The sequence below is a fragment of the Herbidospora mongoliensis genome (genome assembly GCF_001570545.1).
Taxonomy (GTDB): domain Bacteria; phylum Actinomycetota; class Actinomycetes; order Streptosporangiales; family Streptosporangiaceae; genus Herbidospora; species Herbidospora mongoliensis.
In genome coordinates, this window is sequence record NZ_BBXD01000022.1 from 1 (window position 1) to 23774 (window position 23774).

General features: G+C 68.3%; 18 protein-coding genes. 7 read left to right on the top strand and 11 right to left on the bottom strand.

The window, feature by feature from the left end:
* A partial coding sequence (gene fxsT, locus AW272_RS31905) for an FxSxx-COOH system tetratricopeptide repeat protein (RefSeq protein WP_066373138.1) occupies positions 1-2298 on the bottom strand: 2298 nt, incomplete at its 3' end.
* A gap of 29 nt (positions 2299-2327) precedes the next feature.
* A complete protein-coding gene (locus AW272_RS31910) occupies positions 2328-2786 on the bottom strand; it encodes a toll/interleukin-1 receptor domain-containing protein (protein WP_066373141.1) in 459 nt (152 codons plus the stop codon).
* 239 nt (positions 2787-3025) lie between these two features.
* Here AW272_RS31910 and AW272_RS31915 point away from each other — a divergent pair, with 239 nt between their 5' ends.
* The 4 genes from AW272_RS31915 to AW272_RS31925 all read left to right on the top strand — a co-directional run bounded on the left by AW272_RS31915 (position 3026) and on the right by AW272_RS31925 (position 6366).
* On the top strand, positions 3026-4012 hold the full coding sequence (locus AW272_RS31915; protein WP_066373142.1) for a WD40 repeat domain-containing protein: 987 nt from the start codon (positions 3026-3028) through the stop codon (positions 4010-4012).
* 112 nt (positions 4013-4124) lie between these two features.
* Positions 4125-5147 carry an LLM class flavin-dependent oxidoreductase gene (locus AW272_RS31920; protein ID WP_066373144.1) on the top strand — a complete coding sequence of 341 codons (1023 nt, stop codon included), beginning with the start codon at positions 4125-4127 and terminating at the stop codon, positions 5145-5147.
* A gap of 33 nt (positions 5148-5180) precedes the next feature.
* Complete coding sequence (locus tag AW272_RS42675; RefSeq protein WP_157518942.1) at positions 5181-5354, top strand: hypothetical protein; 174 nt, start codon at positions 5181-5183, stop codon at positions 5352-5354.
* A 46-nt stretch (positions 5355-5400) separates the two neighbouring features.
* Positions 5401-6366, top strand: a complete 966-nt coding sequence (locus tag AW272_RS31925; RefSeq protein ID WP_066373145.1) for a nitronate monooxygenase — start codon at positions 5401-5403, stop codon at positions 6364-6366.
* 138 nt (positions 6367-6504) lie between these two features.
* Here the strand turns inward: AW272_RS31925 and AW272_RS31930 are convergent, their stop codons facing one another.
* The 4 genes from AW272_RS31930 to AW272_RS31945 all read right to left on the bottom strand — a co-directional run bounded on the left by AW272_RS31930 (position 6505) and on the right by AW272_RS31945 (position 11925).
* Positions 6505-7569 carry a DUF2293 domain-containing protein gene (locus AW272_RS31930; protein WP_066373146.1) on the bottom strand — a complete coding sequence of 355 codons (1065 nt, stop codon included), beginning with the start codon at positions 7567-7569 and terminating at the stop codon, positions 6505-6507.
* Positions 7566-8429 (bottom strand): hypothetical protein, encoded by an 864-nt coding sequence (locus AW272_RS31935; RefSeq protein WP_083958937.1) that lies wholly within the window; start codon positions 8427-8429, stop codon positions 7566-7568. Before AW272_RS31935 ends, AW272_RS31930 begins: the two co-directional genes overlap by 4 nt.
* Positions 8430-8434: 5 nt before the next feature.
* Positions 8435-11611, bottom strand: coding sequence for a S41 family peptidase (locus AW272_RS31940; RefSeq protein WP_066373147.1), 3177 nt, complete (start codon positions 11609-11611; stop codon positions 8435-8437).
* A gap of 89 nt (positions 11612-11700) precedes the next feature.
* Positions 11701-11925 (bottom strand): hypothetical protein, encoded by a 225-nt coding sequence (locus tag AW272_RS31945; protein ID WP_066373149.1) that lies wholly within the window; start codon positions 11923-11925, stop codon positions 11701-11703.
* Between the two features lie 153 nt (positions 11926-12078).
* On the opposite strand from AW272_RS31945, the gene AW272_RS31950 reads away from it, so the two are divergent.
* Positions 12079-13635 carry an AMP-binding protein gene (locus tag AW272_RS31950; protein WP_066373150.1) on the top strand — a complete coding sequence of 519 codons (1557 nt, stop codon included), beginning with the start codon at positions 12079-12081 and terminating at the stop codon, positions 13633-13635.
* On the opposite strand, the gene AW272_RS31955 is transcribed toward AW272_RS31950, so the two are convergent.
* Positions 13608-15041: an MFS transporter gene (locus AW272_RS31955; protein ID WP_169807670.1), complete on the bottom strand. Its 1434-nt coding sequence runs from the start codon at positions 15039-15041 to the stop codon at positions 13608-13610. The two genes, AW272_RS31950 and AW272_RS31955, sit on opposite strands and share 28 nt — an antisense overlap.
* 149 nt (positions 15042-15190) lie before the next feature.
* Between AW272_RS31955 and AW272_RS31960 the strand changes: the two genes are divergently transcribed.
* Positions 15191-16036: a helix-turn-helix domain-containing protein gene (locus tag AW272_RS31960; RefSeq protein WP_066373151.1), complete on the top strand. Its 846-nt coding sequence runs from the start codon at positions 15191-15193 to the stop codon at positions 16034-16036.
* Positions 16033-16245, top strand: coding sequence for a DUF397 domain-containing protein (locus AW272_RS31965; protein ID WP_066373152.1), 213 nt, complete (start codon positions 16033-16035; stop codon positions 16243-16245). The genes AW272_RS31960 and AW272_RS31965 overlap by 4 nt, the downstream gene beginning before the upstream one ends.
* A 74-nt stretch (positions 16246-16319) precedes the next feature.
* Here the strand turns inward: AW272_RS31965 and AW272_RS31970 are convergent, their stop codons facing one another.
* The 4 genes from AW272_RS31970 to mscL all read right to left on the bottom strand — a co-directional run bounded on the left by AW272_RS31970 (position 16320) and on the right by mscL (position 23602).
* Entirely contained in the window at positions 16320-19619 is a 3300-nt protein-coding gene (locus tag AW272_RS31970) for a PQQ-dependent sugar dehydrogenase (RefSeq protein WP_066373154.1), read from the bottom strand.
* Positions 19620-19733: 114 nt separating this feature from the next.
* Positions 19734-20906 (bottom strand): sugar phosphate isomerase/epimerase family protein, encoded by a 1173-nt coding sequence (locus tag AW272_RS31975; RefSeq protein ID WP_066373156.1) that lies wholly within the window; start codon positions 20904-20906, stop codon positions 19734-19736.
* Positions 20907-22696: 1790 nt separating this feature from the next.
* Positions 22697-23065, bottom strand: coding sequence for a DUF8711 family protein (locus AW272_RS31980; RefSeq protein WP_066373158.1), 369 nt, complete (start codon positions 23063-23065; stop codon positions 22697-22699).
* Between the two features lie 111 nt (positions 23066-23176).
* Positions 23177-23602, bottom strand: coding sequence for a large conductance mechanosensitive channel protein MscL (mscL, locus tag AW272_RS31985; protein ID WP_066373159.1), 426 nt, complete (start codon positions 23600-23602; stop codon positions 23177-23179).
* Positions 23603-23774 lie beyond the last annotated feature (172 nt).

Genomic DNA, 23774 nt, shown 5'->3' on the forward strand with positions numbered 1-23774 from the left:
GCTTAGCTCGCCTTGGGTGCGAAGGGTGGAGGCGAGGTTGCCGATCGCGTCGAGGGTGTCAGGGTGTTCGGGGCCGAGGAGGCGCTGGCGAGCGTCGAGGGCCTGTTCTTGCATGGTGCGGGCTTCGCTTAGCTCGCCTTGGGTGCGAAGGGTGGAGGCGAGGTTGACGATCGCGAGGAGGGTGTCGGGGTGTTCGTCTCCGAGAAGGCGGCCACGTGTGTCCGCTACCTGCTCCTCCAAGACGCGGGCCTGGTGGTACTGCCCGGCGGCGCGCAGAAGCGTGGCCTGGTAGGCCACAGCGGTCACCGTTTCCAGATGCTCCGCTCCGAGGACTGCGGTGAATGCGTCGACGAGTTCGTTCTGCATGGTGGTCGCCTGCGCCCAGTGACCCTGTCGGTAGAACGCTTCGACGAGATCGAGGCCGGCGCGCAGGGTGTCCACATCGTGTGCACCGAGCTGCTGGACTCTGGCTTGATAGACCTCCTCTTGCGCTTGCCGTGCCCCGTGGTAGTCGCCTCGGCTGTGGAGGATCAAGCCTTGGGCGTTGCGGCAGCGGAGATATTCGGGAGTGTCTGAGGGGAGTTGCCCGGCGGTTGTCAGTGCGTCCTCGACCACCGCAGCCGCCCGGTCCAGTCGCCCGCGGACGAGGAGATATCGGGCGATCCGGTCGAGCAGGTCGACCGTTTCCGTGGTGCCGACCCGGAGCCGCCGAGCGTGCTGCGCACTGGCGAGGGCGTGGGCGAGCATCGTCTCGCAGGTGGGCCAAGATTCAGGTTCACGGACCTCGCGAGGGAACGTGGTGCTCATCGCCGCGAGCGCGATGCCCGCCCAGTGTTTCTCGTCAGCGCCCAGTTCGGTGCGAGTGACGGTCTGCACCATCCGATGAATCGACATCAGGCCGTCACCGGTTTTGGCCAGGGAGTATTCGCCGAGTGCTTGAGCAGCCCTAAGACACTTGAACGTGTCGTTCAGCGTTTCGGCCAGCTCAATGGGCATTCCCGGAACCGGGCTGATCCTGTGCAAGGGGATCGCCTCGGCTCCGAGGAACGCGGCGAGACGGAACAGGGCCACGGCGGCGGATGAACGATCCGCCAGGCGGTCGAAGGACACGCGCCAGGTCGACGCGATCGTCGCCTGATGATTTCCGGCCGCCTCCTGCGCGAACAGCTCCGGCGACTGCTTGTGGAGGTGGTCGAGGTACTCGGTGGCGGGCATCGAGTCGGCGATGACGCTCGCCGCCTGTGCCAGCGCGAGAGGCAGGCACCCCAGGGCTTCCGCCAGGTCCTTTGCCGTGCCAGCGTCGGAGATCCCTCCCGTCTGGACGAGATACTTCGTGGCGGCGGGGACGGGAAGAACGTCAAGAAGCCGGTTCTGCACATAGGGCCATTTCGGCCGCCGGGACGTGATGAGCACATGCCCGGTGTGCTTCTCGGGAAGCAGCGACAGGAGTTCACCGGAATCCTCGGCGTTATCGAAGATCAACAGCCAGTTCTTCCGACGGCGCAGTAACTGGCGCAGCGCTGCGATGGCCTGGTCATCCGTATCGAAAGGCAGACCCAGTTCCTTGGCGAGCTCGACGTAGTCTCCGCGCAAGGTAGCCGAGTCTTCCGCCCGCACCCACCACACCAGGTCGTACGCGGCACCGTGCCGGTCCGCGTATTCGATGGCGATCTGGGTCTTGCCCAACCCGCCCAGACCAGTGATCGCCTGGATGGCCGAGGCCGATCTGCCTGATCGCAGATCGCGATAGAGCTCAGCCATCAGCTCGTCGCGGCCGGTGAAACCCGGGTCCGCGCGATGCCCGCGCAGTTCATACACCTGATCCGCGGTGCCAGGGAACCGCACCTGCTTCGCGCTCTTGTTGGGGAAACCGGCCCGTGGAACCCGGTCCACTCGGTCGGCCAACCCCTCCACCAGCCGTCGTCGGGCCTCGGTCTCGTCGGTCACGTCGCCGAGCTCGATCGCCACCAGACTCGCGATCGACGGAGGAACGTCCCTGTCACCCACCCGGATGGGTATCAGGGCTCGTTCTTTCCCCTGAAGTCCCTGGTAGTGCGCAGCGGTACGAGCAGCCACCTCGGAGTCATGGTCGACAGGCAGAACAAGAAGGGTATGGCGGCTCGTGGACAGCGCCTTGTCCATCTCGTCGAAGCGGTTGTGGCCGGGCCGGATGTCCCAGGCCGTGAGGATCACCCCATACCCGGCGTTCTCCAGTTCGGATGCGATCCACTCCGCCCATGCCACGTCGCTGTCCGCGTGGTGGATGAAGAAGTCTCTGGTGTACTCCGTGTCCGGCAACGAATCTCCTGGCGCGTGCCTGTCAGCGGTCAATGGGTCGAGGTGCCGGGAAATCCGCCCAGCCGAGGTTCCCGGCGCACCGAGTCGCCCACTCCGGCCAGCAGCCGACTGCGGGCTTCGTCCACGTCCACACCGACCAGGTCGATGTAGACCAGAGGCCCGAGCAATGGAGCCACTTCGCATTCGGCCACCCTGACCGGCACGAACCCGCGCGGCTTACCCAGCAATGTCTGCCGATAGGCCGCGGTCCACTCCGCCCGGGTGAACAGAGAAGTGAGGTAGTGCGCGGAAAGGACGCCGAGGGTCCGTTTACAAGACGACAACCCCTCGTCCATTTTCGCCATGAAGTTGTCCCCGGGCAGGAAATCCCACGCCTGAATCAACGTGGTCTGGCCGGCCGCTTCAAGCGTCTGGGCGATCCAGGTCGCCCATGCCTCATCCCTGTGGTTGTAGGTGATGAAGAAATCCTTCGGGCCGGTTTCGGACACCGTTGCCTCCGCTGACGCTGCGATGAACCCTCGGTAACATACCGTCATCTACCACGCGGACATCATTCATTCGGGCAGCGCCCATAACAGAGCGTGTCCGAAATTCGGATTAGGTATCGCCCCGACCGCCATGCAGAACAGGCCCTGGATCGAGTCCGACCCGTGACCAACTAATCTCCCGGCCTCGGTGTCCAACCGACTGAGTAAGAACACAGACGAGGGCACCGGGGGTACACGGGATGAAGATCAGATTATGGACGCCGCCGGCGGTCGTGCTGGCCGCGGCGATCGGGATGTTCGCGTTCGGCACGCAGGGGGCTGCGCAGGCCGAGCCGCAGGCGGTCCTGGCTCAGCACGGGCACGGTGACGTCATCCGCTACGCGTCGGCGAAGGGGTGCGTCGTGAAGGGCAACACGGTTCCCTGCGGCGACTGGCGGCTGGTGACCCACCACGGCAAGGTCGTCCTGCTGAAGGACGCGCAGGTCAGGGCGCTCGAAAAGAAGGGCAAGCCGTCGTCGGAGATCACCGCGCCGCTGACGGTCAGCGGCGACGGGACGAAGGTCGCCTACTTCCGCAAGGACGGGCGACTGGTCGTCCGGACGTTCAACGGGCCGGTCAAGGTGCTGCCCAGGAACGCGCTGCCGGCCAAGCTCGGTCAGGGGTACGTGAACCTGAAACTGTCCGACGACGGGGCAGCGCTCGCGATCACGAACAACGCCGTCGATGAGACCTCGCTGTACGACACCGTCTCCGGCAAGCGGCTCGGGAGGCTGCCCAAGGAGGTCTTCTTCTACAGCTTCAGCGGCGACGGCAAGGAGGTGCTGACGGACAGCAGGACGAAACTGGGCGTGAACGACCTGTCCGGCCGTCTGCTGTTCCCCCGGCACACGCCGCCGGACGCGATCACCGAGACGCCCCAGACCGCGCTGCACGCCGACGGCAAGAGGATCGCCGTGATCCAGAACGGGCGCAAGGTCGTCGTCTACGACCTGGCCACCAAGCGGGTCGTCAGCGAGAAGCCGATCAAGCTGCCCAAGGACAGCTCGGTGGACGAACTCGACTGGACCGGCAAGAACCAGGTCACACTGCACGTGTCGAAGCAGTCCGGGAGCGCCCCGGCCCGCATCACGGTGCTAGAGCATGACGTGAAGTCGGGCGCCACCAAGGTCCGGGAGACCTACACCCTGCTCAAGGACACCTTCACCTACGCCACCTGCGGCGGCTGAACTCCGCTTCCGGCCCGGGGTCGCGGGGGCGGCCCCGGACCGCTTCGACTCGTTGCCGCTGCAATGATGGTGCTTCGGCCTGGCGGAGCGGGCCACGCAACAGGGGGTATCCATGCCACTGACCTCGCAACCTCTGCGGAAGCTGGGCTTCCTCACCATCGGCCTGTTCGACGAGGCCGACCCCCGCCGGGGGCACGAGTCGACGCTGGAGATCATCGAACTGGGCGAACGGCTGGGGTTCGACAGCGTCTGGGTGCGGCACCGTCATCTGCAGTACGGCATCTCCTCCCCGGTCGCCGTCCTGGCGGCGGCCTCCCAGCGGACCAGCCGCATCGAGCTGGGCACGGCCGTCATCCCCCTGGGCTGGGAGAACCCGCTGCGGCTGGCCGAAGACCTGGCGACCCTGGACCTCCTGTCCGGCGGACGCCTCAATCCGGGCGTCAGCGTCGGCCCGCCGATGCACTACGACCAGGTCAAAGACGCGCTCTATCCCAGCAGCGCAGACGTGGAGGACTTCAGCTACGAGCGGGTCCGGCGCCTGCTCGACTACGTGCGCGGTGAGAAGGTCACCGACTTCCACGGCGTCGAGGGGTTCGAGGTGTTCTCCGACCGGGTCCAGCCTCACTCACCCGGCCTGGGCGGTCGTCTCTGGTACGGCGGCGCCAGCCTGAGTTCGGCCCGGTGGGCGGGCGAGCACTCCATGAACTTCCTGACCAGCAGCGTCGTCAAGGCCGAAGAGTCGGAGGACTTCGCCGAGGTCCAGCTGTCGCACATCCGCGCCTTCCGCGCCCGGCACCCGGACGGCGACCGCGCCCGCGTCTCCCAGGGTCTCGTCGTCATCCCCACCGACTCCGCGAGCGCGGAGCAGCGCGCCAAGTACAAGGAGTTCGCGGAGAAGCGCACACCGCGCACCACATCGCCCCAGGGACCCGCGCGCATGATGTTCGCGCCCGACATCGTCGGAACCTCCGACGAGATCGCCGAACGGCTCTACGCCCACGCCGCGTTCCAGGAGATCGACGAGGTCGCCTTCGCCCTGCCGTTCACCTTCGACCACGACGACTACGTGCAGATCCTCACCGACATGGCCGGCCACCTCGGCCCGGCACTCGGCTGGCGGCCCGGCGTCTCGTAGCCCTCGCCGGCGCGATCATCCTCTGAAGGACCGATGACCTCACCCCGTACCGCCGACGAGATCCGTGACTACCTCATCACCGATCTCAACAACGCCATGTACGAGGAGCCGATCCTGCAGGCCGCCCGCTGCGGCACCGGCCGGTTCCAGGACACCTTCACCCTCACTCCGGCCGGAGAGAACCGGACGGGGCTCCAGGTTCCCTAGCCGGGGTTACCCAGCCCTCAAGTGACGTGGGGGCGATGATGGTCGCATGGGATTGACGACGAGTTTCACGCAGTTGTTCGGGGTGCGGCATCCGATCGTGTCGGCGCCGATGGCCGGGTCGGCCGGCGGGGCGCTGGCAGCGGCCGTTTCCCGGGGCGGGGGCTTCGGGTTCGTGGGCGGCGGCGTCGGCGATCACGACTGGCTGGCCAGGGAACTGCCCATCGTCGCCCACAGCACCCGCGAACCGTGGGGCGTCGGATTCCTCTCCTGGGCGGCCGACGTCAGCGCCGTCGAGCAGGCGCTGGAGTTCGGCCCGATGGCGATCATGCTCGCGTTCGGCGACCCGACCCCGTTCCTGCAGACCATCCGCCGGACGGACGTGTTCCTGATGATCCAGGTCACCGATCTGGCCGAGGCACGGCAGGCCTTGGACGTCGGCGCCGACGTCATCGTCGTCCAGGGCACCGAGAGCGGCGGGCACGGCGCGCGGCGGGGCCGGTCGACCCTGCCGTTCGTGCCGGTCGTGGCCGACATGGCGGGCCCGACGCCGGTGCTGGCCGCCGGGGGCATCGCCGACGGCCGGGGCGTCGCCGCCGCCCTCGCGCTCGGAGCGGGCGGCGCACTGCTCGGCACCCGCTTCCAAGCCACCGTGGAGGCCCTCGCCGACCCCGCCGTCACCAGGGCCATCGTGGAGGGCCACGGCGAACACACCGAACGCAGCAGCGTGCTCGACATCGCCCGGGGCACTGACTGGCCGGGCAAGTACGACGGCCGCAGCCTCGCCCACCCCCTGCTCGACCGCTGGCGCGGCCGCGAAGACGAGTTCGCCGCCGACCTCCAGGCCGCCCGGCAGTCCCGCGAGGAGATGGCCGGAGGATCGGTGCCCCCGATCGTCTGGGCCGGCGAGGCCGTCGACCTCATCGCCGACCTGCCCTCGGCAGAGAACCTCGTCGCAACCCTCGCCACCCAGGCCGAACAGGCCCTGGACCGGGTCCGGCCCACATCGGGCTGACGCCCCGGCACCGCGCCGATTCAGCCCCCGGCTTTCGGCGCGGGCGGTCATCCGCAGGCCGGCTCGCACCACGCGTGAATCTGAGTGCGACTCTCCTCCGGAGATCGGTCTCATACCGCGCGGATCTAGGTGTGATGGTTACCCGGAGGCCTGGCTTACGGCGTGACCCGGTTCCGCCCGCCACGACTCCAGCACGGCATCGATCCGGGCCCGGATCTGGGTGCGGGCCGTCATCCGGGGCACGCCCTTCATCAGCAGTTCGTCATACGCCGTGTCCTTGTGACGCACCGACGCCACCACCGCCAGCGTGATGGCCGCCTCGTCCAGAACCTTGGCCGCCGACGTCCGCCCGACCCGCCCGCTACCCCGCAACGCCGCGTGCGCCGCGATCTCGTCGGCCCGGGGGCAACCGGGAAACAGCCGCAGGATCTCCGCTGTCATCCGCCCCTGGAACTCCACGTCCTGGTGAGCACGCCGCTCCGCGTCCCGGTCACGACGCCGGGCGCGGAGTTCCTCGTCTTCCAGGCACAGTTCCTCGGCGCGGGCCAGGGCGGTCTCCTCGATCAGGACGCCGCGTCGTTCGAAGCGCTTCCGCCGGGGGTTGTATTCGACCACGACAGCCGACAGGCCGCTCTCCTTCTTGGCCCGCCGGCTGAGCGCCGCGTTCCCCGCCGGGAGCATCACCAGATGGTCCATGTCGGCGCAGGTCAGGCAGTAGGAAGAGGCGTCTTCCATGATCATGTAGGGGCCGGTGTCGGAGCATCCGGCACACCGCCACGGCTCCTGCGGGATCAGCACGCGCAGGTCCGGTGGCCGGTTCTGGGCCTCGGCCAGGCGGCGGCGGCTCGTGTCGGACATCGCGGGGCTGATCCACTGGCGGCAGAAGGCCTGCTCCTGCTCCTCCGACCCGTTCCGGGTGAAGCGCAGCGCGGAGCGGTCGCGGCTGCCGGAGACGTAGAACGTCTCTCCGGCGATCAGCCCCCGGTCGCCCGCCCATTCGGCCAGCAGCGCCGCCGCGTCGGTCATCCGCGCGGCGTCGACGGCGGCGAGTTCCTCAAGAGAGCCCGCGCGGCCCTGCCGCCAGCTCTCGACGTGCCGGGTGTGCACCCAGCGCAGGCCCGTGAGCACGTCGACGACGGTCACGTATTTACGGGTGGCCAGCGCGATCTCGGCCGCTTCCGCGACCCGTCGTCCCAGTCTCATCGGGCGAGGGCCGCCCGGTGCACGTCCCGGGCCAGCCGGGTGATCTTGGTGACCGAGTCGGCCCAGCGGGAGGTCTGGGTGGTCAGGACGACCTCGATGTAGCGGTCGCCGGGGCCGACGACACCGGTCGTGTGCAGCACGGCGTTGCGGAAGTCGACGGGCGCGGGGGCCTCGTAGAAGGACGCCGAGCCGTTGCCCTTGCAGCGGACGGGCGGGATCGAGCCGTAGCCGGACCAGCCCTGCTTCACCGCCCACGGCTTCGCGACGCCGCGCGGGATGCCGAAGAACTGGTCGAAGCCGTCGCTGCCGCACGGGCCGGCCTGCCGCAGGTGGCCCATGATCGTGTTCCGGACCGTGGGGGAGGCCTGCTCCAGGATGTACTTGTAGATCTTGGCGATGTCGAGCGCGCTGATCGACGTGTAGCCCCAGAACCCGGGCTTGTCCGCCGGAGGCGGCCCCGAGTCGGTCAGCTTCAGCTTCTTCGCGATCCGCTGGACGATCTTGCCCTGCCCCCCGAGCGACCAGAGCCTCGTGGCGGCGTTGTCGTCGCTCACCCGCAGCATCGGCTTGAGCAACGCCAGGTTCGGCTTCCCGGCCCGCTCCAGGTGATCGATCGCGATCATCAGTTTCACGACCGACGCCGAGCGGAACCGCTTGTGGACGTTGCGGCTGACCGTCACCTTCTTCTGCAGCCTGTCGTACACGACATAGCCGGTCGTCACCCCGGAGGGCACGCTGACCGGCTTGGGCGCCGTCTTCGCGGGCGCCGCCTTTTCCACGGCCGTCTTCACGACGGTCGTCGGGCCGCCGACGGAGCAGGCGGTCAGTAAGAGCAGGGATACGAGTAGCAGGCGCGGCACCCGGCCTACGCTAGCCGACCCCGACCACGGCGATTGTCGGTTTCCCGCCAGGCGGCCACCCTGGGCGGCAGGGTCGGCACCACCCGCCGGGGGCGGTCGGCCGGGTTGGCGGTGTGGGCGGGGGTCCGTTCGAGGCATTCGAGCGCGATCTCAATGGCCCGTTCGAGCTGGGCGTCGACCCCCATCGCGTACTCCTGCGGGGTGATGTCGACCTCGACGTCGGGGTCGGCGCCGTAGTTCTCGACCCGCCAGCCGACGTCGTCGAAGGCGAAGGAGAACTCGGGCTGCGTGGTCAGTGTCCCGTCGGCCAGGCGGTGGCGGGGCCACACCCCGACCACGCCGCCCCAGGTGCGCCTGCCGACCAGCGTGCCGAGGCCGAGCAGCTTGAAGGTGTGGCAGAAGATGTCCCCGTCGGAGCCGGCCCACTCGTTCGTCAGGCCGACGACGGGGCCGCGCGGCGACTCGTCGGGGTAGGGGGCGGCGACGCCCCAGCGCGGGAAGTCGTAGCCGAGCCGCCGCCGCGACAGCTTCTCCAGGAGGAGCGCCGACACGTTCCCGCCGCCGTTGAAGCGGACGTCCACGATGAGCGCCTCGCGGTCGTACTCGGTCAGGAAGCCCCGGTGGAACTCGGCGAAGCCCTCGGGGCCCATGTCGGGGACGTGCACGTAGCCGACCCGGCCGCCGGTGTGCCCGTGGACCAGGTAGCGGTTGGCGTTCACCCAGTCGCGATAGCGGGCCGGCTGCTCGTCGGCGATGGCCCGGACGACCACGAGGTGGTATTCGCCGTCGCGTTCGATGGTGAGCTCGACCTCCTCGTCGGCCAGGTTCACCAGCAGCCGCCCGGGGCTCGCCGAAGGGCCGACCGGGACCCCGTTGATGGCGGTCAGCACGTCACCGACGCGGGCGTCGACCCCGAGGCGGTTCAGCGGGGAGGTCGCCGACGGGTCCCACGGATCGCCGGTGACGATGCGGCCGATGATGTAGCGGCCGTCCTCGTGCAGCCAGTCGACGCCGAGTTTGCCCTGCCAGTAGTGGGGGCGGTCGCGGTATTCGCCGCCCGACTCGAAGGCGTGCGAGGTGCCCAGTTCGCCCAGCAGCTCCCAGAGCAGGTCGGAGAACTCGCCCCGGGTGCCGACCCGGTCGACCAGGGGGAGGTAGCGGGCGTAGACGCCGTCCCAGTCGATGCCGGCCATGTCCTCGTCCCAGAAGTTCTCCCGCTGGAGCCGCCACGCCTCGCGGAACATCTGCCGCCACTCCGCCTCGGGCGCGACCGACACCTTCACCCGGTCGAGGTCGATCCAGCCGTCGTTGCGGTCGGTCTCGTCGTCGTCCGACGGCGACTCCCCGGCTTTGATCACCCGCAGGCGGTCGTCGTCGGCGCGGTAGAGCAGGGTCGTGTGGTCGCGGCCCAGGACGAACTCGGCCACGTCGGAGACGAGCTCCTCGGCCTTCTGCTTGGCGTACTCGTAGCAGTGGAGGGTCGACCCGTGGTCGCCGACCACCGGCGTCGTGGTGTAGATGACCTTGCCCTTGAGCCCGGCGATCCGCTGGTAGCGGTTCTCCTCGACCGGGAAGGCCACGATCCGCCGCGACAGCCCCTCGACGTCGATCTCGAAGTTCTCCTCGTGGTCGCCCTCATGATCGAGGGGCCTCGGCTCCGGTACGAACGGCGACCCCACCCCCTCCCGCAGCGCCACGGCGTAGGGGCGGGTGCCCATCGGGAAACCGAGGTCGAACTGGAGCTCGTCGTAGACCGGGTTGAACACCCGCTGTCCGATGAAATAGAGGTAGCGGCCCTCGGGGTCGAAGGCGGGCCGCCGGTCCACCAGCACCGGGTCGGTCGCGGCGGCGATCTCGCCGGTCTCGGCGTTGAACAGCTTGATGATCGTCGTCTGCCGGGCCACCGGGCACGCGTACGCCAGCCAGGTGCCGTCCGGCGACCAGGCGGGGTCCTCGATCGCCCCGAACGGGCTGGCCTCCACCTCGGTCACCGTCGCGCCGTCGCCGTCCAGCTCGACGACGAGCAGTTCGTTGCGGTGGTTGGTGACGGCGATCCTGTCTCCCCTGGGGGAGACCTCCAGGGCGGTGATCCGCCCGGTGTCGGCGCCGTCGAGGCGGAAGGGGTCGTCGTGCTCGCGGGACAGCACGACCAGCACCTCCCGGTCGGCGTCGTCGCTGGCCGCCGCGACCAGCCGTTCGCCGTCGTCGTCGAGCCAGGTCAGGAACCGGTAGCGGACGCCGTCGGGCTCGCCGTGCTGGAGCACCGGCCCTTCCCAGCAGGCGAAGGAGAACGCCTTCCCCCTGGACGTCATGGCCAGCCGCGAGCCGTCCGGGCTGAGCGTGGCGCTGTCGAGGAAGTGCGAGGCCGACACGAACCTGCGGTTGCGCTGGGTCAGCGAACTGCCCAGGCGCACCTCGATGGGCCGCGGCTCGTCGGCGCCGGGGTCGAGCAGGTAGAGCTCCGCGCCGCAGTGGTAGACCAGCCGCCGCCCGTCGGAGGACAGGTTGCGGGCGTAGTAGTCGCCATGGTCGGTGTGCCGGCGCAGGTCGTCGCCGTCGGGCGAGCACGAGTACACGTTCCCGACGCCCTCGTGGTCGGACAGGAAGAAGACGCGGTCGCCCACCCAGCACGGCGAGGCGAGGTTGCCCGGCAGCGCGATCAGGCGGCGGAACCTGCGGGCGCCGATCCACAGGTCGCCGACCGTGCCGCCGCGATAGCGCTTCCAGCGGGCCGGGTCGGAGGTGTTGCGGCCCAGCACGACCCCGCCGGGGCCGTAGGTGATCGCGGACGCCGGGCCGTAGGGCAGCGGCTCCGGCACTCCTCCCGGGGTCACCCGGTGCAGCCAGCGGTAGCCGTGGAAGGGCTGGCCCTCGTCGCTGGTGTAGACGACGGCGCCGTGCGGGTCCCAGCCGGTGACCTGGCAGTCGGCGCCGTGGAAGGTGAGGCGTTCGACGGCGCCGCCGTCCGCCGGCATGACGTACACCTCCTCCGGCCCTTCCTCCCGGCCGACGAAGGCGATCTGGGTGCCGTCGGGGGACAGGCGCGGATAGGCGGCCTCGGCGACTCCGGCGGTCAGCCGGAAGGCGCGGCCGCCGTCGGCGTGGACCATCCAGAGGTCGTCTTCGGCGGCGAACACCACGACGTCGCGGAAGATCGTGGGAAAGCGCAGATATCCCGCCATCCGATCCCCTCTTGATGAAACGAGACGGGCCCGGGGACCCGGGTCGCCCCCTATCCCCGAGCCCTCACCTCAGACCCGCACTACGCGGATCAGCGGTGCTGCTGACCACCCTGGCGCTGCTGCTGCGAAGGGTTCGGCTGCTGCTGCGGCCGCTCCCCACCGGCCGTACGGCCGCCCGTCGAACCGCCGCCCATGCCCTCACGCTCGGGACGGTTGTCGCCGCCCTCGCGCTTGTCCTGCTTGGCCGCACGCTGGTCCTTGATGGCGGCGCGCTTGGCCTTGCCCGAGACCTTGGGCTGGCGCTTCTGAGGCATTTCAGCCATTTTTTCCCCCGAAAGTGGCTTTGATGACGCTATGTGTGCCATCGATGGCATTCATACCCGTATGGGCGAAAGTAATCACACATGTGGTTTGTGTGAGAATGGTGGTAGACGATTGTTCTGGACCATTGTTCTGGAGGGCGTGCGGTGACCCAGTTCGACCTGGCCACGCTGCATGAGGCGATCGCGGCGGCGGTCCCCGACCGGGAGTGCCTGGTGTGGCGCGACCGGCGATCCACCTGGCAGGAGGTGACCGAACGCACCCGGCGGCTGGGCAACCTGCTGCACTCACGGGGGCTGGGTCCCGGCGCGAGGCTGGCCATCTATCTGCACAACGGCCCCGAATACCTGGAGGCCCTGCTCGGCGCCCACAAGGCCCGGGTGACCCCGTTCAACGTCAACTACCGGTACACGGCCGACGAACTGGCCTACCTCTTCACCGACGCCGAGCCGTCGGTGGTCGTCTTCCACGCGGCGTTCGCGCCGCTGGTGGCGAAGGTGGCCACGCCGTCGATGCTCCTGCTCCAGGTCATGGACGACTCGGGCCACCCCCTGGCCCCCGGAGCCCTCCCCTACGAGGAGGCGCTGGCCGCTGCCGGGAAAGACCCCGTCCCGGTCCGGCCGTCACCCGACGACCACCACATCATCTACACCGGCGGCACGACCGGCATGCCGAAGGCCGTCGTCTGGCGGATCGGCGACCTGCTCGACGGCCCGGTCGGCGTCCGCCGCCGCGACGGCTCGTCCTTCGCGTCTCTCGAAGACCTGGTCGCACACGCCGCGGCCAGCCGCCGCCGCATCCTCCCCGCCGCGCCCCTCATGCACGGCACCGGCGTCTGGTTCACCCTCAACGGCTGGTGCCTCGGCTCCACCGTCGTCATCGCCGACCGCGCCGACCGCTTCGACCCGCCCAGCCTGCTGGCCACCCTCGAACGCGAGAAGGTCACCGGCACCGTCATCGTCGGCGACGCCTTCGCCCGTCCACTCATCGAAGAACTGCGCAATCGTGTGTACGACCTCAGCCTCGGCATGATCGGCACCAGCGGCGCCTTCCTGGGAGAGGCGTCGCGCGCCCAGCTGGCCGACCTCATCCCGGGCGTCCGAACCGTCGACACCCTCGGCTCCTCGGAGACCGGGAACTCCGCCGTGCGCATGGACGGCGGGAGGTTCGAGGCGGGGCCGTACACGGTGGTGCTCAGCGCCGACCAGACCCGCGTGCTGACCCCGGGCGACCCCGAGGAGGGCTGGCTGGCCCGATCGGGCCCGATCCCGCTCGGCTACCTGGGCGACCCGGAGAAGACCGCCCGCACGTTCCGCGTCGTGGACGGGGTCAGATACGCGATCCCGGGCGACCGGGCGATCTGGCGCGAAGACGGCACCATCGACCTGCACGGCCGCGAGGCCACGGTCATCAACACGGCCGGCGAGAAGGTCTTCGCCGAAGAGGTCGAAGGCGTGCTGCGTGAGGTCGACGGGGTGGTCGACGCCCTCGTGGTCGGCCGGCCCAGCGAGAAGTGGGGCCAGGAGGTCGTGGCCGTCGTACAGACGCGGGAAACCGGTGAGCCGGACGACGCCGCACTGAAGAGCGCGTGCGCCGCCCGGCTCGCCGGGTTCAAGGTGCCGAAGGAGTTCGTGCGGGTCGAGCGGGTCCGCCGCCACGCCAACGGCAAGGCCGACTACGCCTGGGCGCGGTCGACGGTCTGAGCGCTGAGCGGCTCGGCGATGTCCTCCAGGGACCGCCGGGCCGCCTCGATGCCCAGGAACCACTGCACCAGACCGGCCGCGATCATCAGCGCCGCCCCGATGAGATAGCCCACCGTCACCTGGCCGACCTGCTCGCTCTCCACGAGCCGGCCGAACAGGATCGGCCCGATGATGCCGCCGAGGCCGGTGCCGACCGCGTAGAACAGCGCGATCGCCAGCGCTCTGGTCTCCATCGGGAAGATCTCCGACACCGTCAGGTAGGCCGACGAAGCGCCCGCCGAGGCGAAGAAGAAGACCACCATCCAGCAGATGGTCAGCGTCGTCGCGTCGAGGCTGCCGGCGTCGAACAGCAGGGCCGTGCCGACGAGCAGAAGGCCCGACAGCACGTAGGAGCCCGCGATCATCGGACGGCGGCCGATCGAGTCGAAGAAGTGGCCCAGCAGGAGCGGCCCCAGGAAGTTCCCGATCGCGATGGGGATCAGATACCAGGGGGTCGAACCGTCGGGGACCCCGAAGAACTTGGCGAGCACCAGGGCGTAGGTGAAGAAGATCGAGTTGTACAGGAACGCCTGGCCGATGAACAGCGACAGCCCGACGACCGTCCGCCGCGGATACTTCCTCATCAGCGTGACCGCGACCTCCGACAGCGGCGTGTGGTCGCGCTGGTTGACCGTGATGCTCCGGTCGGCCTTCGGCAGTTCCTTGTGCACCGACCTCTCGATGTCGGTGACGATCCTTTCCGCCTCCTCGTCCTTGCCGTGGATGAACAGCCAGCGCGGGCTCTCCGGCACCAGCCTGCGGATCAGCAGGATGCCGATGCCGAGGATCGCGCCCAGGCCGAACAGCACCCGCCAGCCGATGTCCTCGGGCAGCACCTCGGGGTTGAGCAGCGGGATGGCCACCAGCGCGCCGAAGACCGTGCCCAGCCAGTAGGAACCGTTGATGATCAGATCGACCCTGCCCCGGAGCCGGGCCGGGATCAGTTCGTCGATGGCGGAGTTGATGGCGGCGTACTCGCCCCCGATTCCGGCGCCGGTGAAGAACCGGCACAGGAAGAAGTACCAGGGCTCGAACGAGAACGCCGTCGCCACCGTGGCGGCCAGATAGACCGCCAGCGTGGCCAGGAAGAGCTTCTTCCGGCCGTACCGGTCGGTCAGATGGCCGAAGAAGAGCGCGCCTATGCACGCTCCGAGTACGTAGATGCCGGCCGCAAGGCCCACTTCCGAGTCGGTCAGCATCAGGCCGCCGGCGTCACTCGTCAGCCGGGGGCCGATCACGCCGACGATCGTGACCTCAAGGCCGTCGAGCACCCACACGGTGCCCAGCCCGAGCAGCACGAGCCAGTGGAATCGCGACCATGGCAGCCGGTCCAACCGCGCCGGAATATCAGTCGTGATCTGCTTCATGCCAAGCCAGCTACCCCAAGAAGGACTGGGGATTCACCGCCGGTGCATAAATGTCCACCGTCACTAATCGGCATTACCTGGAGTCCCTAACGCGGCGTGGCAGACTCCTAACGGTATTGCCAGGAAATCGCTCGGGGGGTCATTCGTCAATGGGAACTGGGCGCCAGCCGACGATTCGGTTACGCCGTCTCGCCGTTGAGCTGACCCGAATGCGCGTCGACTCCGGCTACAGCCGCGAGGAGGTCGCCGGCCGCCTCGGTGTCGCGTTCTCCACCATCTACCGCATCGAGACCGGCCACACCCGCCCCCGTGCAAGAACCCTCCGTGACCTGCTCGACCTCTATGAAGCCGACCCCGCCCACCGAACAGCTCTGGCCGACCTCGCCCGTGACGCGGGGGACCGCGGCTGGTGGCACGCCTTCGGTGACGTCCTCCCCGGGCCCTACGTGGGGCTCGAAGCGGACGCCGTGTCGGTGCGCAACTACGAATCGGTGGTCATCCCCGGCCTCCTCCAGACCGCCGACTACGCGCGGGCCGTCATCAGCGCCGCACTCGTGGAGACTCCGAAGGCCATCGGCCGCCGGGTCGACCTGCGGCTCGAACGGCAGCGCAAACTCGATCAGCGAGACTTCGCGATGTGGGTGGTACTCGACGAGGGCGTCGTCTGGCGCCGCGTCGGCGGCCCGCAGGTGATGGCCCAGCAACTCCGTCACCTGTACGAACTGGCCAACCGCCCCAACATCACGATCCAGGTGCTCTCTCTGCGTGGTGGCGCCTACCTCGGCATGGGCAGTCCGTTCAGCATCCTGAGCTTCGCCGGGCCCGCCGACGGGGAGGTCGTCCTGCTCGAGAACGCGGGCGGCGAACTCTACCTCGAGGCACCCGACCAGCTCAGCCGCTGCGCCCACATCTTCGACCACCTCCGGGCAGCGGCACTCGGCCCGGAACGGTCGTTGGAAGTACTCGAATCCGCAGAGAAGGAGATGACCTCATGAAGTTCACCGGCCCAGAAGTTTCCGGTGCCACGTGGCGCAAGGCGCAGAAGTCCAACAGCCAGGGAGACCAGTGTGTGGAGGTGGCTTTGATGGGCCACGCCATCGCGCTGCGCGACTCCAAGAACCCGACCGGTCCGACCTTGGTCTTCACGCCCGGTGAATGGGACGCGTTCGTCCACGGGGTGAAAGGCGGAGAGTTCGACGTGTAAGGCATAAAAGAAAGCTGGGGAGGGGCCACGGGGCCCTTCCCCAGCTTTTTACCGCTGACTGCGGTTAATGGCGATTAGATGCGGGCGAGGAGCGCGTTGGCGTCTCTTTCGAGGGCCGCGCGGAGTTCCGCGTCCTTGACGTAGTCACGCTGGGACAGCGTGCGGATGAACCCGTTGAGCTCCGACCTGGCAGCGCTCGGCTTGTTGAGGCTGAGGCTGTGCTGGGCGTCGCGGAGGTGGTTCAGCAGGGCGGTGGCGCCGTTGGCGGTGATCTTGCCGGCGTCACGGAGCCTGGGGATCAGCGTCTCCAGGTCCTCGTACGAGGTCGTCACGGTGAACTTGACCTGGGCGGTCGCGGTGCGGCCGGCCTTGTCCTTCACCGTGCCGACGAGAGTGTGCTCGCCGAGCGACAGCTTCCACAGCTCGAACGGCTGGCCGGGGGTGACCGGGGCGCCGTCGATCGTGGCGGTCGTGGTGTCGACGCCCGAGTGGGCGTCGGTGCCGGTCACCACGGGGGTGACGACGTCGCCGGTGCCGTACTCGGTGGCGGTGACCCCGGAGATCGCAGCGGTCGGGTTGGTCTTGTCGATCCGCACCGTGAGGGTGCCGACCGGCGAGACGTTGCCGCCGTTGTCGGTGGCCCGGTAGAGGAACGTGGTGACGCCCTCGGCGGTGATGCTGACCGGGTTCTGGGCGTTCGACCAGGTCTGGCCACCGTTGGTGGAGTACTGGCGGCTGGAGACGGTGCCGTTGTCGGTCGCCGCCACGGTCACGGTGACGTTGCCGTCGTTCCACCCGTTGGCGTTCGGCGCCGGGTTCGGCGTCGCCGTCACGGTCGGAGCGGTGGTGTCGGCCACGCCCCCGCCGACGTAGACGAACGAGTCGACCTCGACGCCGCCGGTGGAGGTGACGTACAGCTGGCCGGTGCCCGTGGGGGCGTTGGTCAGCGCGGCGGTGACTTCCTGCCAGCCGGCGCCGGCCGGGATGGTGACGTTGGCGAACGGCGCGGCCGTCGCCGAGTTCCAGCGCAGCGCCAGGGTGCCGGCGCCGGAGGCGCGGACCTTCACGCTGTCGATGCCGGTGAAGTTGATCGGGTCCCAGGCGATCGAGTCACCCGGGTCGAGCGAGGTGATCTTGCCGAGGCCCGAGGCGTTCGGGTCGTCGGTGTCGACGGCGCCGTTGATGATGTCGGCGTGCTCGGCCTGCTGGAGCTTGGGGTTGAGGATGATGCTGGCCTCGCCCAGCGCCGGCGGGAGGCCGTTGGCACCGTTGTCGCGGTAGGAGACCACGACGACACCGAAGATGTTCTCGGTCTCACCGTGCTCGGGGGCGTTGGCCGGGGTCGGCCAGGCGCCGGAGCAGCCCGTGCCCAGGGTCTGCGGGTGCGCGTGGTTGTCGTGGCCGAGGCCGAAGTTCCACTGCATGCGGGTGCAGACGGCGTTGGGGCCGTCTTCGGCGTCCGCGGCGGACAGGTTGAACGGAACCGCCTGGCCCCAGTCGAAGAAGCCGCCGTTCGCCGGGGTGTTGACCGACACCTCGGGCGAGGTGTTGCCGACGGAGATCTCGATCGAGGTCAGCGCCGACCGGCCACCGGAGTCGGTGACCTTGAGGCGGGCGAAGTACAGGCCGTTGGTGGTGTAGGTGTGGCTGGCCTGCACACCGGTCCCGTCGAAGGTGCCGTCGCCGTCGAAGTCCCACTCGTAGGTGAGCGTGCCCGGCTCGGTGTCGGACGAGGCCGAGGCGTCGAAGTTCACGGTCAGCGGCGGGCCGCTCGACGACCGCTTGTCGACCTTGATCTTCGCCTGCGGGCTCTTGTTGTCCGGCGAGTAGTCGATCCGGTAGAGACCGGCGTCGGGGTTGGCGCGGAAGAAGCCGTCGCCGTAGTCCAGGACGTAGAGCGCGCCGTCGGGGCCGAACTCGATGTCGATCGGGCTGTCGGTGATCGGCATGGCGGCCGTGTTCAGCGCGCTGTTCGGGAGGAACTGCTCGATCTTGGTGACCGGGCCGTCGGGGCCGCCGATGGTGAAGGCCGCCAGGTAGTCCTGTGAGAACTCGGCGAAGAACGCCTTGCCGTCCCAGTACTGCGGGAACTTGTGGGTCGACGGGTTCGCCGCGTCGTAGTGGTAGATGGGGCCGCCCATGGGGCCCTGGCCACCCTGCGGGTCGAAGTCGGTCAGACCGGCCCACTCGATCGGCTGGTGGGTGTTGTTGTCGCCGTAGTACAGGTCGGCCGGGACGGCCGGGGGAAGCTGCGCGATACCGGTGTTGAACTTCGAGGTGTTGGTCGGACCGGCGTTGCAGTCGAACCACTCACGCGGCGTGTTGGTCGCGAAGTTCCAGTTGTTGTAGTTGAAGTTGTTGCCCGTGCAGTACGGCCAACCGGCGTTGATCGGCTTGTTCAGCGGGGTGGTGTTCCACTCCACGTAGCCCATCGGGCCGCGGTCGGCGTTCGGCGCACCGGCGTCGGGGCCGTAGTCGGCCCAGGACAGGTTGCCGGTGACGCTGTCGACGTCCATGCGGAAGGGGTTGCGCACGCCGGTCACGAAGATCTCGGGACGGGTCTTCGGGGTGCCCGGCGCGAACAGGTTCCCCGCGGGGATCGTGTACGAACCGTCGCCCGCGACCTTGATGCGCAGGATCTTGCCGCGCAGGTCGTTGCTGTTGCCGGAGCCGCGACGGGTGTCGAGACCCGGGTTGCCTGCGGCGTCGTTGTTGGGGGCGAAGCCGTTGGCGCCCGGGGCCGAGGCCGGCGTGTTGTCGCCGGTGCCCAGGTAGAGGTTGCCGTCGGCGTCCCAGTCGATGTCACCCGCGACGTGGCAGCACTGACCGCGCTGGACCTCGACCTTGATGATGACCTGCTCGGTGGTCAGGTCCAGCTTGTCGCCGTCCCACTTGAACCGGGAGAGCTGGTTGTAGCCCTTCCACTGGTCCCAGTACGCGTCGGTCTGGCCCGCGGGGAGCGAGTTCGGCGACGACCCGGTCGGAGTGGTCTCGACGTAGGGCGGGGTCATCTTCGAGGGGGCGTAGTAGAGGTACACCCACTTGTTGTTCGCGAAGTCGGGGTCCAGTTCGATGGTCTGGAGGCCGTCTTCGGAGTTGTTGTACACCGAGATCGTGTTGATCGTCTTGGTGATGCCGGTGCCCGGGTCGGTCAGCCGGATGTCGCCGTTACGCGCGGTGTGCACCACGCGCAGGTCGGGCAGCACGGCCATGTCGACGGGCTCGCCGACGTTCTTGGTGAGGGTGATCTTCTCGTAGTTCGACCACACGATGGCCGGGTCGTCGGCGGCCTGCGCGGCGGGCACGCCGAGCATGCCTAACGGAAGCGCCAGGGCGGCCACAATGGCCCCCAGCGCCCTTCGGGTACGCTGCATGGAAGGTACTTCTCCTTGGACGAGGAGTATCGGAACCGGACCGCCACGCCCGCCGGGGCAACGGCGGCTCCGCGCGGCGGTCCGGTATGAAACTGGCCTGCGACTGCTCAGTGGTTACTCGTAGTACCGGTCTTCGCGCATGGCGGCCCAGTTGTTCCAGCTCAGCTGAGCGATGTTGAGCGACTGCATCGGGTCGGTGCCCGGCGCGGTGTCCTGCTCGATCATCGGGTTGTGCTTGTCGCGGATCTTCACCGTCTCGAAGAACTCGCGGTAGTTGATGTTGCCGACGCCCAGCGGGGCCATCTCGTAACCGGCCGGCAGGGCCGGGTTGCTCTTGCCGTCCTTGATGTGGAACAGCGGGTAGCGCTTCTGGTTGTCGCGCACCAGCTGGAACGGCTGGAAGATGTTCTGCTGGACCGAGCCGTCCGGCGCCGTGAAGACGCTGAACCGGTACTGGGCGACGTGAGCCCAGTAGAGGTCCATCTCCAGGTAGACCAGGTGCTTGTCGGTCTGGCTGAGGAAGTACTCCAGCTTGCGGACACCGGACGAACGGGTCGGCCGGCCCTGCGCGTCCAGCGGGCCGCTGTCCAGCAGGAAGTTGTACGCCGCGTCGTGGTTGTGCGTGTACAGCTTCAGCCCGGCGGCGGTCGCCAGCTCGCCCAGCGCGTGCCACTTGGCGATGGCGATGTCCCAGTCGGCCTTGTAGTTGCTGCTGGTGGGGTCGCTGCCGGTCCCGACATGCTGCATGCCGAGGATGTTGGCGATCTCCAGGTGCTGCTTGAACCGGTCGATGTCGGCCTGGCTCAGCGGCCACGACGAGGGGATGAAGCCGTGGTTGCCCTGGGCCCGCAGGCCGTTGGCGTCCAGCCACGAACGCATTAACTGCGCGCCGGCGACGGACTCGAGCGTACGGCCGCCTTCGGCGTTCGCGTGCTGGGTGTAGCCGGCGAACTCGACCTGCTTGTAGCCGATCGTGGCCAGGGCGGCGAGGACTTCCTTGAAGCCCGAGGGAGCCGTGTTGACCAGAGGGTCACGGCCCGTGGCGTCGCGGACGGTGTAGAGGATGATGCCTCGCTGGGAGGCGGGAACCAGGGCGCTCCGGTCGTCCGGCAGCACCGCCGCGGCGGCGGGGTCGGCGACGGGGGCGTCGTCGGCCATCGCGACCCCGGGCAGGGCGAGTGCCCCGGCCGTGGCGGCAGCCACACCGGTGGTGGCCGCGATGAACTGGCGCCGGTTCAGGCCCAGGCTTCGGCGGAGAGCGTCCTGTTGGGCATGCGTGTCGCTCACGCTTACTCCTCTTCGATGAGGGACGCGTGCGCCGATCACGTCTCTGTGACTCTGTGTCGACCCGCGGGCTGCCACCGCCCTTGAGCTGATCGATGACATTGTTACTACGGGATATGGAGGGGGTCAACGGGCTCAGGCCTGCATTGTGATCCCCGGTCGGACCGTTCCTGAACCCCGTGGGAGCGTGTTCCTGCTGGCAGGTGGGCGCAGTGCAACGTCACATGGGGCCCTGGTGGGGTAATTAATCTCGTCGATCGGCAGACTTCTGTTGACAAAAATCATAAGTCCCATCTATCGTCCCGAAACATGTAGGACATCTGTGGTTTCTCCTACAAAACATCCGATGTATCTCGGGTGCCGGTTCCGCCAGAGCCGAATGCCCTCGTCCATGCTCCAACTTCCGTCTCCTGGTGGATACGGTTCGGTCCCTCCCGTCGTCGCGCCGAGTCGACGGGGTCACCAGGGAAATGCCACCCCGGCCTGGATCCCCCAGCATGAGTGTTCGGAAAACGCCGCGATCGCCGTACCTCCTCGGAGGCACGGCGATCGCGGGTTAGCCTGTTTGACCAGCTGATTCAGCTGGTCGTTCTGTATGCCGGCCCATTCGCCGGCCACCTTCTTCGTCAGCAGCCCGATTGCCCGCCGGACCGTTCACCGACCCGGCCGATTCCCACCCAGGTCCCTCGCGACCGTCAGTCGACCCGTTCACCAGCTCGGCCGATCGCCCCTGGACCGCTTGCCGGCCGGTAGTCACCGGCGAGGCCCTCTCATCGTCTGATCGTCGCCGGCCCGTTGAATCGCCGGCCGTGTCGTGTGCTGAAGCATCAGATCGCCGGACCGTTCACGACTTGGCCGTTTACCGGCCGGGTCCCTTGTGGTCGGCCGGTGCCGATCGGCTCGCTTGCCGATCCCATTGTTTGCCCGTTTGGGGCTTTTGTCCGAATCTGCGGTTGCGGGCCGGTTCTTCCGTCGAGTCCTTCGCCGCCCGTGTTTTATACCGGTCGTTCGCCGGGCCGCCCGTTTCGCTGACCGAGGGTCGGCTTGCCGCCCGTGTCGTCTGCCGCTCGTTTTGCGGGGCCGCCCGTTTCGCTTCTTGGTCGGTTATGCGGGCCGAGGGTTGGTTTGCCGCCCGGGTTGCATGGCGCCCGTTTCGCGGGTTCGTCTGTTTCGCCTCTCTGGGCACCTTCCTGATCGAGGGTTCGCCTTTCGTGCCCATGTCGCATTTCGACCGGTTTTCTTCTCGCCTGGCTTGGGTGGCCGAACTGCCCGAGAAGGATTGGGCGGCCTGATCGGTAGGGCGGTCCGGTTTCCCCAGGGCGCGGCTGGCCAGGGCGAAAACGTCAGTCGTATGGGAGAAGATGGTCCGGCCCCGGGTGGGTGGGCCATCTCGACGCCTGCGGGTTCGCCGCCTGCTGATGTGGCCGGCCTCTGCTCGCGGATTGTCGACCGCTGGTTCGTTTGCCGGATCGTCTGACCGCCGCCAGCCGGTTCGTTCGTCAGCTCGCCTGACCGCTGTCGGCCCGTTCGTGGGTCAGATCGCCGGACCGTTGCCGGCCCGCTCGTTCGTCGTCCCGGGTGACGGCTGGGGCTGACTTTGGGCGAGATCGCCGCTGCTCTGCTGTGCCGCCGTTGCGGGGCGGAGTGTGCGCGGCCGGTTGGCGCCGGGTGCGGGGCGGGCCGGGGCCGCGGCGGGCGGTGCCAGGGTGGGCGGAGCCGTAACGGAAAGAAAAGATCTTGAGCCTTTTGTCCCCCGCCGGGCCGTTGGGCGGCCCGGCGGTGGGGCGGTTCGATCAGCCTGCGCAGGCGGTGGCGAGCTGCTGGGTCGCCTCGGAGGTCTTGGTGGCGAACTCGGTCATCGCCGAGGGGTTCGCCGGGTCGATCTTGAGGCTGGCCCAGGTGGTGGACATGGCGGTCAGCGACGACTTGAGGTCGCCGTCGGCCTTGTCGGCCAGGCCCTTGAGCTGGGTCGCGAGAGCCTGGGTCTCCGTGTTGATCCCGTCGAGGTTTCCGGCGGCCTGGCCGACCTTGGTGCTGTAGTCGGTGAACGCCTTCATGGCCTCGTTGCACACCTCAGTGGTGTTCGAGCCGGCGCCACAAGCGGTGAGGCCCATGAGGAGAGTGGTCGCACCGGCGACGAGGATGAGGCGAGCGGTCTTCATTGGGAGAGTGCCTTCCTAGTTGTCTTTGACGAGACGGGACACTAGGGAAGCCGACTTGCGACGACCTTTCAGGCCGCTTACAGCTTTTACGCCTGCCTTATGCCCGAACCCTTACGCCGGTGGCCGCTCGGCCGCCGCCGGGGTGAGGTCGCTTGTGCAGAACGCACACCTACGAGCCGCGATGGGTACGTCGCTCAGACACTCGGGGCACTGCTTCTCCGTCGAGACCTTGTCCTTCTCGAACATGGTGACCAGCCGGGTCATGGGTGTGACCACCAGCCAGTAGACGACCGCCGCGATGATCATGAAGCTCAGTAACGTGTTGAGGAAGTGACCGTAGGCGAAGTCGCTGCCGTTCAAGGTGAACTTCAGCTCGCCGAAGCTGTCCTCGGCGCCGCCGGTGATCGCCTTGACCAGGGGTGTGATGAAGTCGGCGACCACGGCCTGGATGAGGCCGCCGAAGGCGGCGCCGATGACCACGGCGACCGCGAGCTCCACGATGTTGCCGCGGAGGAGGAACTTTTTGAATCCGCTCATGGGCCCGCAGGCTACCCAATGAAAGGGGGCAGATTCCGCATGAAAGATTCGGCAGGATTGCGGGAAGGTGGCGAGCGGGTCTGGCAACGGCTCCGACACGGGCAGGAAACACGTGCTTATTCTGGGAGCGCTCCCATTGACGGGAGCGCTCCCATGGGTTCTCGCAGGATTA

What these genes read in the sequence shown, in the direction of transcription:
- AW272_RS31955 (WP_169807670.1), bottom strand. Translation starts at nt 15,041, where the DNA reads ATGAAGCAGATCACGACTGATATTCCGGCGCGGTTGGACCGGCTGCCA.
- AW272_RS42675 (WP_157518942.1), top strand. Translation starts at nt 5,181, where the DNA reads ATGACCTCACCCCGTACCGCCGACGAGATCCGTGACTACCTCATCACC.
- AW272_RS31920 (WP_066373144.1), top strand. Translation starts at nt 4,125, where the DNA reads ATGCCACTGACCTCGCAACCTCTGCGGAAGCTGGGCTTCCTCACCATC.
- AW272_RS31970 (WP_066373154.1), bottom strand. Translation starts at nt 19,619, where the DNA reads ATGCAGCGTACCCGAAGGGCGCTGGGGGCCATTGTGGCCGCCCTGGCG.
- mscL (WP_066373159.1), bottom strand. Translation starts at nt 23,602, where the DNA reads ATGAGCGGATTCAAAAAGTTCCTCCTCCGCGGCAACATCGTGGAGCTC.
- AW272_RS31915 (WP_066373142.1), top strand. Translation starts at nt 3,026, where the DNA reads ATGAAGATCAGATTATGGACGCCGCCGGCGGTCGTGCTGGCCGCGGCG.
- AW272_RS31945 (WP_066373149.1), bottom strand. Translation starts at nt 11,925, where the DNA reads ATGCCTCAGAAGCGCCAGCCCAAGGTCTCGGGCAAGGCCAAGCGCGCC.
- AW272_RS31925 (WP_066373145.1), top strand. Translation starts at nt 5,401, where the DNA reads ATGGGATTGACGACGAGTTTCACGCAGTTGTTCGGGGTGCGGCATCCG.
- AW272_RS31960 (WP_066373151.1), top strand. Translation starts at nt 15,191, where the DNA reads ATGGGAACTGGGCGCCAGCCGACGATTCGGTTACGCCGTCTCGCCGTT.
- AW272_RS31980 (WP_066373158.1), bottom strand. Translation starts at nt 23,065, where the DNA reads ATGAAGACCGCTCGCCTCATCCTCGTCGCCGGTGCGACCACTCTCCTC.
- AW272_RS31940 (WP_066373147.1), bottom strand. Translation starts at nt 11,611, where the DNA reads ATGGCGGGATATCTGCGCTTTCCCACGATCTTCCGCGACGTCGTGGTG.
- AW272_RS31965 (WP_066373152.1), top strand. Translation starts at nt 16,033, where the DNA reads ATGAAGTTCACCGGCCCAGAAGTTTCCGGTGCCACGTGGCGCAAGGCG.
- AW272_RS31930 (WP_066373146.1), bottom strand. Translation starts at nt 7,569, where the DNA reads ATGAGACTGGGACGACGGGTCGCGGAAGCGGCCGAGATCGCGCTGGCC.